This window comes from Streptomyces incarnatus (genome assembly GCF_001027185.1).
In the GTDB taxonomy this organism is placed as follows: Bacteria; Actinomycetota; Actinomycetes; order Streptomycetales; family Streptomycetaceae; genus Streptomyces; species Streptomyces puniciscabiei.
Genome location: NZ_CP011497.1, coordinates 4,629,089 through 4,641,508, shown reverse-complemented (window position 1 = coordinate 4,641,508; position 12,420 = coordinate 4,629,089). Strand labels below are relative to the sequence as shown.

11 protein-coding genes are annotated in these 12,420 nt (G+C 72.8%); 4 read left to right on the top strand and 7 right to left on the bottom strand.

The features are described from left to right. The first annotated feature begins 126 nt into the window (after positions 1-126). The 3 genes from ABB07_RS20885 to ABB07_RS20875 all read left to right on the top strand — a co-directional run bounded on the left by ABB07_RS20885 (position 127) and on the right by ABB07_RS20875 (position 3,827). Positions 127-939, top strand: coding sequence for a class I SAM-dependent methyltransferase (locus ABB07_RS20885; RefSeq protein WP_208900123.1), 813 nt, complete (start codon positions 127-129; stop codon positions 937-939). A 199-nt stretch (positions 940-1,138) separates the two neighbouring features. Beyond that, the gene (locus ABB07_RS20880) at positions 1,139-2,230 is read left to right on the top strand and encodes a C40 family peptidase (RefSeq protein WP_208903548.1); all 1,092 of its coding nucleotides are present in this window, start codon (positions 1,139-1,141) and stop codon (positions 2,228-2,230) included. Between the two features lie 295 nt (positions 2,231-2,525). Beyond that, a complete protein-coding gene (locus ABB07_RS20875) occupies positions 2,526-3,827 on the top strand; it encodes a PP2C family protein-serine/threonine phosphatase (RefSeq protein WP_208900122.1) in 1,302 nt (433 codons plus the stop codon). Positions 3,828-4,017: 190 nt separating this feature from the next. Here the strand turns inward: ABB07_RS20875 and ABB07_RS20870 are convergent, their stop codons facing one another. From ABB07_RS20870 to ABB07_RS20850, 5 genes are all read right to left on the bottom strand, one after another. Continuing rightward, positions 4,018-4,353, bottom strand: coding sequence for a DUF2516 family protein (locus tag ABB07_RS20870; protein ID WP_425264744.1), 336 nt, complete (start codon positions 4,351-4,353; stop codon positions 4,018-4,020). Positions 4,354-4,473: 120 nt separating this feature from the next. Next, complete coding sequence (locus ABB07_RS20865) at positions 4,474-5,064, bottom strand: hypothetical protein (protein WP_208900121.1); 591 nt, start codon at positions 5,062-5,064, stop codon at positions 4,474-4,476. A gap of 77 nt (positions 5,065-5,141) precedes the next feature. Then, positions 5,142-5,618: a helix-turn-helix domain-containing protein gene (locus ABB07_RS20860; RefSeq protein ID WP_208900120.1), complete on the bottom strand. Its 477-nt coding sequence runs from the start codon at positions 5,616-5,618 to the stop codon at positions 5,142-5,144. Positions 5,619-5,710: 92 nt separating this feature from the next. After that, a complete protein-coding gene (locus ABB07_RS20855) occupies positions 5,711-6,577 on the bottom strand; it encodes an RNA polymerase sigma-70 factor (protein ID WP_208900119.1) in 867 nt (288 codons plus the stop codon). Beyond that, positions 6,574-7,140, bottom strand: coding sequence for a carboxymuconolactone decarboxylase family protein (locus ABB07_RS20850; RefSeq protein ID WP_208900118.1), 567 nt, complete (start codon positions 7,138-7,140; stop codon positions 6,574-6,576). Before ABB07_RS20850 ends, ABB07_RS20855 begins: the two co-directional genes overlap by 4 nt. 140 nt (positions 7,141-7,280) lie before the next feature. Between ABB07_RS20850 and ABB07_RS20845 the strand changes: the two genes are divergently transcribed. Next, positions 7,281-9,650: an ATP-binding cassette domain-containing protein gene (locus ABB07_RS20845; protein ID WP_208900117.1), complete on the top strand. Its 2,370-nt coding sequence runs from the start codon at positions 7,281-7,283 to the stop codon at positions 9,648-9,650. A gap of 27 nt (positions 9,651-9,677) precedes the next feature. Here ABB07_RS20845 and ABB07_RS20840 read toward each other — a convergent pair whose 3' ends face one another. Further along, complete coding sequence (locus ABB07_RS20840; RefSeq protein ID WP_208900116.1) at positions 9,678-10,223, bottom strand: DUF6817 domain-containing protein; 546 nt, start codon at positions 10,221-10,223, stop codon at positions 9,678-9,680. Between the two features lie 165 nt (positions 10,224-10,388). Further along, the gene (locus tag ABB07_RS20835; RefSeq protein ID WP_208900115.1) at positions 10,389-12,419 is read right to left on the bottom strand and encodes a HelD family protein; all 2,031 of its coding nucleotides are present in this window, start codon (positions 12,417-12,419) and stop codon (positions 10,389-10,391) included. Between the last annotated feature and the right edge of the window lies 1 nt (position 12,420).

The following is a 12,420-nucleotide window of genomic DNA, read 5'->3' as shown; positions in this document are numbered from 1 at the left end:
GGGCATGCCGGACGGAGGACCGACCTCGCCCTCCGTGGAGGTCCAACAGCGGGAGGGGGCTGCGCCATTTCCCGATCATGGGGCTTTACTCAATCATTACCATCGGGTGCCCTTACCCTCGTAGGCATGAATGCCCGCGCAACGTCCAGACCCGTGGGAAACGTGACGCGCGGGACCACCAACCCCAACCGGCTGCGCCGTATGGACCGCTGGATCGCGGCGACGCACGGGGTCGAGCTGCGGCGCGCCGGGGACCCGCTGGCGATCGACCTCGGCTACGGCGCCGCCCCCTGGACCGCCGTCGAACTGCTCGGCCGGCTGCGGACGGTCGCGCCCCACGCGCGCGTGGTCGGCATCGAGATCGAACCGGAGCGGGTCGCGGCGGCGAGGGCCTACGCGCGCGAGGGGCTGGACTTCCGGCACGGCGGCTTCGAGGTGCCGGTGCCCGGGCGGCCGATGCTCATCCGGGCCGCCAATGTGCTGCGCCAGTACGGCGAGTCCGATGTCGCCGCCGTCTGGGAGCGGCTGTGCGCGCGGCTCGCCCCGGCCCGCGGCGGCTCGCGCGGCGGGCTGCTGGTCGAGGGCACGTGCGACGAGATCGGGCGGCGGCACGTGTGGGTGGCGCTCGGCCCGGAGGGGCCGCGGACCGTCACCTTCGCCACCCGGCTGGGCTCGCTGGAGCGGCCCTCCGACCTCGCCGAGCGGCTGCCGAAGGCGCTGATCCACCGGAACGTCCCCGGCGAGCCGGTGCACGCGTTCCTGCGCGACTTCGACCGCGCCTGGGCCGCCGCCGCGCCCTACGCCTCCTACGGCGCCCGGCAGCGCTGGCTGCGCGCGGTACGGGACCTGACGGCCGACTGGCCGGTGACGGACGGCCCGGCGCGCTGGCGGCAGGGTGAAGTGACCGTGTTGTGGGGAGCGTTGGCGCCCCGGAGCTGACAGCACCCGTTCGGGGCCGGTGAGACGGAACGATCCTCGTGCACCGTTCGTCACACCGGCGGGGAGATGGTCATGCGGGGGCGGGTACGGGGGAAGACCTCACCGAGTCACCTGCCTCTGTCGTTTTGTGGTGCAACGTGACACCATCCCCCAGGCACCGTAAGTTACTGACGGTAAATCAGCTTTGGGGGCACGTGTGATGGGCTGGGGCAAGCGCAGCATCCTCTCGGCCGCCGTGACCGTGGTCTGCGCGGTGACCGTGCTGGCAGCGCCCGGCACGGCCTTCGCCGCCCCGCCACCCACGCCGGGCACGACCCCGGCCCCCACGCCGAGCACGTCCCCGACTCCCCCGCCGAGCAAGGACCTCGAGAAGGTCCGCGAGCAGCTCGACCGGCTGTACCACGACGCGGCCGTCGCCACCGACGCCTACAACGCGGCCGAGGAGCAGACGAAGCAGCAGTCCGCCCAGATCGTCGCCCTGGCCAAGAAGATCGACGAGGGACAGCAGAAGCTCACGAGGCTCAAGGACCAGGCGGGCGCGGCCGCCCGCGCGCAGTACCGCACGGGCGGCATCCCGCCCACCGCCCAGTTCCTGCTCAGCGACGACCCCGGACAGGTGCTGGACGGGGCCGGACTGGTGCTCCAGGGCCAGCGCGCGACGACGACGCTGATGAGCGAAGTGACCAGCACCCAGAAGCAGTTGCAGGCGTACGCCGACGACGCCGCCGCGCAGTGGAAGAAACTGGACGCCGAGCGCCAGGCCAAGGCCAGGGCCAAGAAGAAGATCGAGCAGCAGATCGCCGCCGCCCAGAAGCTGGAGTCCGAGCTGGAGAAGCGGGACCGGGAGCGGCTCGCCAGGCTGGAGGACCAGGCCGCGCTGAAGGCGCAGACGGACTGGCTGGACACCGGCATCCTCCAGAGGATCCACGGCAAGGCCTCCGCGCAGGGCGAGAAGGCGGTCGCGTTCGCCACCGCCCAGCTCGGCAAGCCCTATGTGTGGGGCGCCGAGGGCCCGAAGTCCTACGACTGCTCCGGCCTGACCTCCCAGGCCTGGGCGGCGGCCGGCCACCCCATCCCGCGCACCTCGCAGGAGCAGTGGAAGCAGCTGAAGCACGTCGACATCAAGGACATGCGCCCCGGTGACCTCATCATCTACTTCGACGACGCCAGCCATGTCGCCATCTACGTCGGCGACGGCGCGATCATCCAGGCCCCGCGCCCGGGGCGGACGGTGACGGTCGCGGGCGCCGGCTCCATGCCGATCCTGGGGGTCGTACGACCGGACGCGTAGGCATCCGGCGGGGCCACGGGGGCGGTGCGGCGGACCCTCGTGACCCACGCCACGTGACCCACCCCACCACCAACCCCCGCCCAAACCCGGGCCGGACGTGAGCTTCGTCATTCCCGACGCGAGGGCGCCCTGTCCAACTGTCGTACGGAACGCGGCATATGACAGCGGCCTGCGCGGGGGCGACGCGGCTCACACCATTCCATCGGCACGGGAACACCCGCTATGGTCCCCGTCGGTGGCTTCGAGACCCTCGGCGCCGCCCATGCCCTCGGGGGGAGGGAAGGAACCCAGGACGATGCCCGTACCCGTACCGCGGCAGAGAGCGATCCCGGCCGTGGAGAGTGGTCAGGCGCAGGCCGCGTCGCAAGGCGGCCCCCTCATGGAAGAGGCGCACCGCAACGCCACGACCGCGGGCGGCGCGAACGCCGCCCCGCTCACCCTGCTGCTGATCGAGGACGATCCGGCCGGTTCGCCGATCGTGCCCGACCTGCTGGACCCGGCCGGCAAGCCGATCCGCGTCCGTACCGCCCGGAACCTCACCGAGGCCGAGCGGCTGCTCACCGACGACGTCCACTGCATCCTGCTGGACCTGGCGCTCCCGGCGCCGGGCGGCACCGGCGGCGACGACGAGCTGGCCGTGCTCAAGCACGTGCTCCGGCTCGCGCCCCGGCATGCCGTGCTCGCGCTGACCGCCTCCGGCGACGCCGAGCGCGGTGCCGAGGCCGTGCGCGTGGGCGCGCAGGACTATCTCTTCCGGGACGAGCTGGACGGCCGGCTGCTCAGCCGCGCCATCCGCTACGCGGTGGAGCGGAAACGTTCCGACACAGCCGAGCGGCGGCTGGCCGAGGGCCGGCTGCGCGCACAGGAGAACCGGCGCCTGGAGCGCGGGCTGCTGCCCACCCCGCTGCTGGACGGCTCCTCGCTGCGCTTCGCCGCCCGCTACCGCCCCGGCCGCTCCCGCGCGCTGCTCGGCGGTGACTTCTACGACGCCGTCCGCACCCCCGACGGCACCGTGCACGCCATGATCGGCGACGTCTGCGGCCACGGCCCGGACGAGGCCGCGCTCGGCGTGGAGCTGCGCATCGCCTGGCGGGCGCTGACGCTGGCGGGCCTGTGCGGCGACGAGCTGCTCGGCACGCTGCAGCAGGTGCTGGAGCACGAGCGGGCCGACGAGGAGATCTTCGCGACCCTGTGCACGGTGGACATCGCGCCGGACGGCCGCCGCGCGGGCCTGTGCCTGGCCGGTCACCCGGCCCCACTGCTCGCCCGCCCCGGCCGGCAGGCCCGGCTGCTGCCGTACGACAACAACGGCCCCGCCCTCGGCCTGCTGCCGGGCGCCCGCTGGCCGCGGATGCAGGTGGAGCTGGGTTCCGAATGGAGCCTGATGCTCTACACCGACGGCCTGATCGAGGGCCGGGTCGGCGAGGACGGGGAGCGGCTGGGGCAGGACGGGATGGTGTCGATGATCCGCCGCCAGCTCTCCGAGGGGTTGCGGGGGGAGGAGTTGCTGCGGGCGGCGGTCAGTGAGGTGCGGGAGCTCAATGGGGGAGAGCTGACGGACGACGTGGCCGTCGTGCTGCTGGACCGGACGGCGTGATGTTCGGAGTCTCGCCGTAGTTGGTTGCTCGCCGTCGCCCGGGTGCGGGTTCGCTGTGGCCGTTCGCGCAGTTCCCCGCGCCCCTTAGGCATGCTGCAGCGGACCCACCTCAGGGGCGCGGGGAACTGCGCGACAAGCCACGGACGGCCCGCAGTCGGCAGTCAAGAGGTGGCCCTACGGCGAGATGCCCTCAGCGGCCGCCGTTCCAAGGGCCGTACGGGCCGTCGCTGCTGCTTCCCCTGCGGCGGCGGAAACCCTTCCCGCCGGAAACCTGCTGCAGGGCGGGCCGTACGTCCACGAAGAAGACGATCGTGGCGACCAGGCCCGCGAGCTGCAGGAACAGCATGGGGACGAAGAGGTTCACGGCCACCGCGATGCCGAGGATGATCAGCCAGAAGCCCTTGTTCTGCTTGTCCGCGGCGCGGTACGCGTCCTCGCGGAAGATCGCCGCCATCACGAACGCCACGATGGCGAGCGCGAGCATGGCGGTGAAGATCAGCCACATCACTCCGCCGACTGCCGTCATCAGCACAATGCCCACCACCCGAGTCGAGTCGTCCGTACAGCCACCGTACCCGTACAACGGGCCGGACACCCCCAAGGTGCCCGGCCCGCTGTCATTCCGTCGTGATCCCGCCGCTGCCGGTCACTTGGCCGGCGGCGTCGTCTTCTTCGCGGTGGTGGCCTTGCGCGCGGCCGGCGCCTTCTTCGCCGCCGGCTTCTTCTCCTCGGCGGGCTCCGCCTTGGTCTCGGCCGGCGTCGGCTCCGCCGTGGCCGGCTCGGGCTTGCCCTCGACGGCGATCGCGAGGTCCTCGATCTCCTCGGCGGCCTCGCCGCGCCAGCTCTTCACGGCCTGCTCGCCGTGCTCGGCTACCTTCTCGTAGGTCTCGCGGGCCTTGACGGCGTACTCGGCGGCGACGCCGACCCCGCGCAGGGCGAGGTCCTGGGCCTGCTCGCCGAGCTTCTTCAGGTCGACGTCGAGGGTGCCGAGGATGTCGTTGACCTTGGTCTGGAGGGTCTCCTGCGCCTCCTTGGCCCGAGCGGCGGCCTTCTCCTGCACGGCCTTCGGGTCGGTGTTGCGCACCTTCTCGATCCGGGCCGGGGCCTCGGCGCGCAGCTGCTCGACCAGGGCGGGCACCTTCTTGGCCTGCTGGAGGGCGAGGTCGGCGGTGCCGGCGGCGAAGTAGAGCGGGGTCGGGTCGCTGAGGGTCTTGCGCAGGTCGTCGGTGATGGCCATGGTGATCTGGTCCTCCCGGATTCGCGTTCGGCTGAGGTTGGTGTGGTCCCGCGGTGGGAGCCGGCGCCCTGGTCCGGTTACCCGGCCGTCCGCCGCGGGCCTGCATCGGCATCGTGTCCGCCGGCCGTGCCGGTGCCGGGCACGGCGGTGCCGCCGGTGTCCGCTCCCGGTGCGCCGTCCTCGTCGCCCGCGGGCTCGCCGATCCCGAATCCGTTCTCTTTCCGGAACGACTCGTAGATCTGGAGCAGCACCTGCTTCTGCCGCTCGTTGAGCGAGGGATCGGCGAGGATGACCGCCCTGGTCTCCACTTCATCCCGGTCCCGCTCGGCGTCGAGGATCCCGGCGCGGACGTACAGCGTCTCGGCGGAGATGCGCAGGGCCTTGGCGACCTGCTGGAGCACCTCCGCGCTGGGCTTGCGCAGTCCGCGCTCGATCTGGCTCAGGTAGGGATTGGACACGCCGGCGGCGTCGGCGAGCTGCCGCAGCGACAGCTGTGCGTTCCGCCGCTGCTCGCGCAGGTACTCACCGAGATTGCCGACGTTCAGCGATGCCATGCCTCCACCTTGCCCCACCCTCGCTAACAATTGCAAGCACCCGCTTGCAAAAGTCTGCCGCCGTCCGCCACGAGGGAGGGGCAAACCGGAACCTACCGGACGAGTTCGGCCGGCTCGTTCAGGTGGGTCAGCTTGTGCGGGTTGCGCACCACGTGGATCCGGGTGATCCGGCCGTCCTCCACCGTCAGGCTCAGCGCGCTCGGTTCGCCGTCGATGTCGATGCGGCCGGCCGGGGCGCCGTTGAGCCACACCGCCGACACCTCCAGCGTGTCCACCAGCCGGTGCGCGCGCACCAGCACCTCCGCGACCGCGGCGGCCCCGTGGAACGGCGTCATGGCGGCGGCCACCACCCCGCCCCCGTCGGTGACCATGACCACGTCCGGGGCCATGAGCCGCAGCAGCTCCGCCAGCTGCCCGGTGCGCAGTGCGGCCAGGAAGCGTTCCACCACGGCCTGCTGCTCGGCGCGGCTCACCCGCACGCGCGGCCGCCGGGCCGCCACGTGCTCACGGGCGCGCCGCGCGATCTGCCGCACCGTCGCCGCCGTCTTCCCGACCGCCTCGCCGATCTCCCCGTACGGCAACTCGAAGACCTCGCGGAGCACGAACACCACGCGCTCGGTCGGTCCGAGGGTCTCCAGGACCGTCAGCATCGCCATCGACACGCTCTCCGCGAGTTCGACGTCCTCGGCGACATCGGGGCTGGTCAGCAGCGGTTCCGGCAGCCATTCCCCGACGTACTCCTCGCGGCGGCGGGACAGGGCGCGCAGCCGGTTGAGCGCCTGCCGGGTGACGATCCGCACCAGATACGCCCGGGCGTCGCGCACGGCGGCCCGCTCGACGCCGGCCCACCGCAGCCAGGACTCCTGCAGCACGTCCTCGGCGTCGGCCGCCGAGCCGAGCATCTCGTAGGCGACCGTGAAGAGCAGGCTGCGGTGGGCGACGAAGGGATCCTCGGTCATGAAGCCGGCTGCTCCGCAGGCGTGGCCAGGGGGATCTCGCAGGACGCGGAGTAGCCCTGCGAGGTGATCCCCTGGGCCGTGTTGCAGCGGCTCGCGAAGTTGGCGAAGCCGATGACCACGGTGAGTTCGACCAGCGCCGCCGGGCCGAGCCGGTCGAGCAACCGTGCCGACAGCTCGTCGGTGACGGTCGTCGGGGCATTCGTCATGGCCTCGGCGTACTCCAGCACGTCCCGCTCCAGCGGCGTGAACACCTCCGCCTCCCGCCAGCGCGGCACCTGGCTCGCCTTGGTCAGGTCCAGGTTCTGGTTCAGCGCGAGGAAGTAGTTGATGTCCAGGCACCAGCTGCAGCCGACCTGTGCCGCCACGGCCATGTGCGCGAAGGTCTTGAGGTCCTCGTCGACCGCGTCGCACGCGCCGACCTTCATGGCGAACTCCCGGCTGGCCATGGCGAGTTCCGGGTGGTTCCACAGCACCTCGTCGGGCTCGGGCACGGCACCGAGCTGCTTCAGCAGGGCCTCCCTCAGCTCGGCGGGCAGTTCTGCCTTCGGAACGCGCAGTGTCATGGTGTCCTCCTCGGGTACCGACCGGTTCCGGCCGGTTCGCCATGAAGACACCGCCGGGCCTGTGGGTGTGACACCCGGCTCGCCGAGGTCGTCAGGATCGGAGAAGCCGCGGGCGGCCCCGCCCCGCTACCGTGACCGCCATGGACGACGCCACCGCACCGCACGCAGCCGACAGCCACGACCTGATCCGTGTGCACGGCGCCCGGGAGAACAACCTCAAGGACGTCAGCGTGGAGCTCCCCAAGCGCCGGCTGACCGTGTTCACCGGCGTGTCCGGCTCCGGCAAGAGCTCGCTGGTGTTCGACACGATCGCCGCGGAGTCGCAGCGGCTGATCAACGAGACGTACAGCGCGTTCGTGCAGGGCTTCATGCCGACGCTCGCGCGCCCCGAGGTCGACGTCCTCGACGGGCTCACCACCGCGATCATCGTGGACCAGCAGCGGATGGGCGCCGACCCCCGCTCCACCGTCGGCACCGCCACCGACGCCAACGCGATGCTGCGCATCCTGTTCAGCCGGCTCGGCGAGCCGCACATCGGCTCGCCCAAGGCGTACTCCTTCAACGTCGCCTCCATCAGCGGGGCCGGCGCGGTCACCGTGGAGCGCGGCGGGCAGCAGGTGAAGGAGCGGCGCAGCTTCAGCATCACCGGCGGCATGTGCCCGCGCTGCGAGGGCCGGGGCACGGTCACCGACCTCGACCTCACCCAGCTCTTCGACGACTCCCTGTCCCTCAACGAGGGCGCGCTGACGGTCCCCGGCTACAAGACGGGCGGCTGGAACTACCGCCTCTACACCGAGTCCGGCCTGTACGACCCGGACAAGCCGATCCGCAGGTTCACCAAGCGGGAGCTGCAGGACTTCCTGTACAAGGCGCCGACCCGGATGAAGATCGCGGGCATCAACATGACCTACGAGGGTCTGGTCCCGCGGATCCAGAAGTCGATGCTCGCCAAGGACAAGGAGGGCATGCAGCCGCACATCCGGGCCTTCGTGGACCGTGCGGTCACCTTCACCGTCTGCCCCGAGTGCGAGGGCACCCGGCTCACCGCGGCGGCCCGGTCCTCGAAGATCGAGGGCGTCAGCATCGCCGACGCGTGCGCGATGCAGATCAGCGACCTGGCGGAGTGGGTACGGGGGCTGGACCGGCCGGCGGTGGCGCCGCTGCTGGCCTCCCTGCGGCACACCCTGGACTCGTTCGTGGAGATCGGCCTCGGCTACCTCTCGCTCGACCGGCCGGCCGGCACGCTGTCGGGCGGTGAGGCCCAGCGCGTGAAGATGATCCGCCACCTCGGCTCGTCGCTCACCGACGTGACGTACGTCTTCGACGAGCCGACCATCGGCCTGCACCCGCACGACATCCAGCGGATGAACGAACTGCTGCTGCGCCTGCGGGACAAGGGCAACACCGTGCTGGTCGTGGAGCACAAGCCGGAGGCGATCGCGATCGCCGACCATGTCGTCGACCTCGGTCCCGGCGCCGGTGCGGCCGGCGGCACCGTCTGTTTCGAGGGCACCGTGGCGGGGCTGCGGGCCAGCGGCACCCTCACCGGCCGGCATCTGGACGACCGGGCCCGCGTCAAGGACAGCGTGCGCAAGCCCACCGGATCCCTGGAGATCAGGGGCGCGACGACGCACAACCTGCAGAGCGTCGACGTGGACGTCCCGCTGGGCGTGCTCTGTGTGGTCACCGGTGTCGCGGGCTCGGGAAAGAGCTCGCTGGTGCACGGCTCGATGCCGGCGGGCGCGGACGTCGTGTCGATCGACCAGACCCCGATCCGCGGCTCGCGGCGCAGCAACCCGGCGACCTACACCGGGCTGCTGGAGCCGATCCGCAAGGCGTTCGCCAAGGCCAACGGTGTGAAGCCGGCGCTGTTCAGCGCCAACTCCGAGGGCGCCTGCCCCACCTGCAACGGCGCCGGTGTCGTCTACACCGACCTGGCGATGATGGCCGGTGTCGCCACGACCTGCGAGGAGTGCGAGGGCAAACGCTTCCAGGCCTCGGTGCTGGAGTACACGTTCGGCGGCCGGGACATCGCGGAGGTGCTGGCGATGTCGGTGACCGAGGCGGAGGAGTTCTTCGCCGCGGGCGAGGCGCGCACCCCGGCCGCCCACAGGATCCTCGAGCGGATGTCGGACGTCGGCCTCGGCTACCTCACCCTGGGCCAGCCGCTCACCACGCTCTCCGGCGGGGAACGCCAGCGCCTGAAGCTGGCCACGCACATGGCCGACAAGGGCGGGATCTACGTCCTGGACGAGCCGACGACCGGCCTCCACCTGGCCGACGTCGAACAGCTCCTCGCCCTCCTGGACCGCCTGGTCGACTCCGGCAAGTCGGTCATCGTCGTCGAACACCACCAGGCCGTCATGGCCCACGCCGACTGGATCATCGACCTGGGCCCCGGCGCCGGCCACGACGGCGGCCGCGTGGTCTTCGAGGGCACCCCGTCGGAGCTGGTCGCTGCGCGCTCGACCCTCACCGGCGAGCATCTGGCGGCCTATGTCGGCGCGTGACCCGCGCATCCGCACCGCCCCGCGCTTCTAGGGAGTGGCGGTGAGCACCGTCTCGCACGCCGACCAGGCCGGTGGGCTCAGCAGGGGGCGGACGCGGGTGAAGAGGCCGAGGAGGGCCGGACCCCACCGGCCGCGGAAGGCGGGGTCCAGGCGGGCCAGGTCGAGTTCGTTGGCGGCGGTCAGTTCGGCGAAGTCCCGGCGCGGGCCGGCCTCCGGGACGTGCGCGCGGCCGGTGAACCGGTCCTGGAAGACCCCGTCGGCCTCGGCGAGCGCCGGATAGGTGGCCTCGCGGTCGCATGAGCCGTACAGGTACACCAGCGCCTCGGCCTCGGTACCGATGACGGCCGCCAGTTCGGCGCGGCGATCGGGCGGCAGCAGGGCACCGGGAAAGCCGTCGGTGCCGTAGCAGGCGTGGCACAGGCCCGCGAGCCGGAGGGCCGGGCGCGCGCCCCACTCCGCCAACTGCCGTTCGACGCGCTGGAGGTGCGCGAGGAGGGTGCCGCCCGGATGCGCGAGACGGGCGGCACCCCGCTCGCGCAGGAACGCGACCGCGGCGGCCTGGGGATCCGGCACGGGTCTCCTCCGTTCGTCGGCCCGCGGGACATCGACCTGCCGATCATCCGGCGGCCGCCGCGGGCCGGTCAATCCTCGGTCTCCCTCCACCGGCCCAAGCCGACGCTTCCCCCTCCACGGTCCGGCGCCGCCGGGCTCGCGGCCCAGGAGGCCGGCGAGCCCCCGTCAGAACGGGAGCGGCCGGGCGTGGACCACGTCCAGGCGGGAGACGGCCCGGGTGAGGACCATGTACAGCCGGTGTGCGCCCCGCTCCTCCGCCTCGGCCACCGCCGCCGGTTCCACGGCGATCACATGGTCGTACTCCAGGCCCTTGGCCAGGGTCGCCGGGACGAGTGTCAGGCGGGCGCCGAGCGCGTCCGGGCCGGCCGGGTCGAGGCCGGCCGCGGTGAGGGCCTGCCGTACGGCGGCCACGTCCGCGTCGGCCGCCACGACGCCCACCGAGCCCTCGTGGGCCAGCGCCTCGCGCACCGCGGTCACGGTCGTGCCCGGCACGTCGTCGGTCGGGCGCATCCGCAACTCGCCGTCCGCGCGCAGGGAGCGGGCCGCGGGCACCGGGACGTCCAGGCGGGGCAGCAGGCGGTTGGCCAGCGTCACGACGGCCGCCGGGACCCGGAACCCGGTGGTCAGCGGGACCACGGCGGCGCCGGGGCGGCCCAGGTGGCGCAGCTGGACGGACCAGTCGCGGGCGGCCCACGGGGTGGTGCCCTGGGCGAGGTCGCCGAGGACGGTGAGCGAGCCGAAGGCCGCGCGGCGGGCGATGGCCCGGCACTCCATGGGAGACAGGTCCTGGGCCTCGTCGACCACGAGGTGGCCGTAGCCCTCGGGGTGTTCGATCAGGCCGGCCAGTTCGTCCAGCAGGACCAGGTCGGCGGCCGACCAGCGGGCCGACTTGTACGAGCGCGGCGGGCGGCGCCACAGCAGTGCCGCCTGCTCGTCCGGGTCCAGCAGGCCGTCCGCCGACCGGGACAACTCCCCAGGATCGGCGAGGAGTTCGGCCAGCACCTCCTCGGGGCGGACCCTGGGCCAGACCAGGTCGAGGTGCTCGGTGAGCGGGCGGGCCCGTTCCATGCGGCGCACCCAGGAGGCGGGCAGCACCCCGGCGCGCCGTTCGGCCCGCTCGCGCAGCCGCCGCACCACCCGGGTGCGCACCCGCTCGCGGCCGATGGCGTACGGCGGCTCCTCGGCGCGCACCGCCTCGACGATCCCGGCCAGTTCCCCGGCGGGCACCCGCCACCGGCTGGAGCCGTCCTTCACGGCGAGGTCGGTCACGCCGTCGGTGGTGACCCTGCCGTACAGCGCCCGGCGCAGCACCTCGGCCATGCGGGGGTCGTGCTTGAGCGCCGCCGTGTCCGCCGGGTCGGTGCCGGTGACCGGGTGCCGGGCGATCTCCTCCAGCAGGGTCGACTGCCGTACGCCGGTCTCGCCGAGCGAGGGCAGCACCTCGGCGATGTACGACAGGAAGGTGCGGTTGGGGCCGAGGATCAGCAGTCCGGCGCGCTGGAGCCGCCTGGGGTGGGTGTACAGGAGGTAGGCGGCGCGGTGCAGGCCCACCGCCGTCTTGCCGGTGCCGGGCGCGCCCTGGACGCACACCGAGTCGGTGAGGGCGGCGCGGACGAGGTCGTCCTGGTCGGGCTGGATGGTGGCGGCGATGTCCCGCATGGGTCCGACGCGGGGCCGCTCGATCTCGCGGGCGAGGATGTCGCTGGTCCGGGACTCGCCCCGGCCGAGGTGCTCGTCCTCCAGGCCGGTGAGGTCGGCGGAGTCGCCCCGGCTGCCGGGCGCCCAGCCGAACCGGCGCCGTACCTCGACGCCCCGGGGGTCGCGGGCGCTCGCCTGGTAGAAGGCGCGGGAGACCGGGGCCCGCCAGTCGACCACGAGGGGCGGGGCGGCCGGGTCCTCGGTGATGCGGAGCCGGCCCACGTGGTAGTGCTGCCCGCCGTGCTCGGGGTCGGTGGCAGCGAAGTCCAGACGGCCGAAGAACAGCGGGCCGGGCGGCAGTTCGCGCAGCGCCTTGGCCTGGCTGCGCAGCCGGTAGCCGAGGACTTCGGCGTCGGCTCCGGAGGCGGAGACGTCCTCGCCGATGACGACCTGTTCGGCGGCGCCCTCGACCATCGCGGCGAGGGCGGCACGGCAGGTGTCGTGGTGGGCGCGCTCGGTGTGCAGGGAGTCCGTGAGGGTGGGGTCGGGTGACGTCATG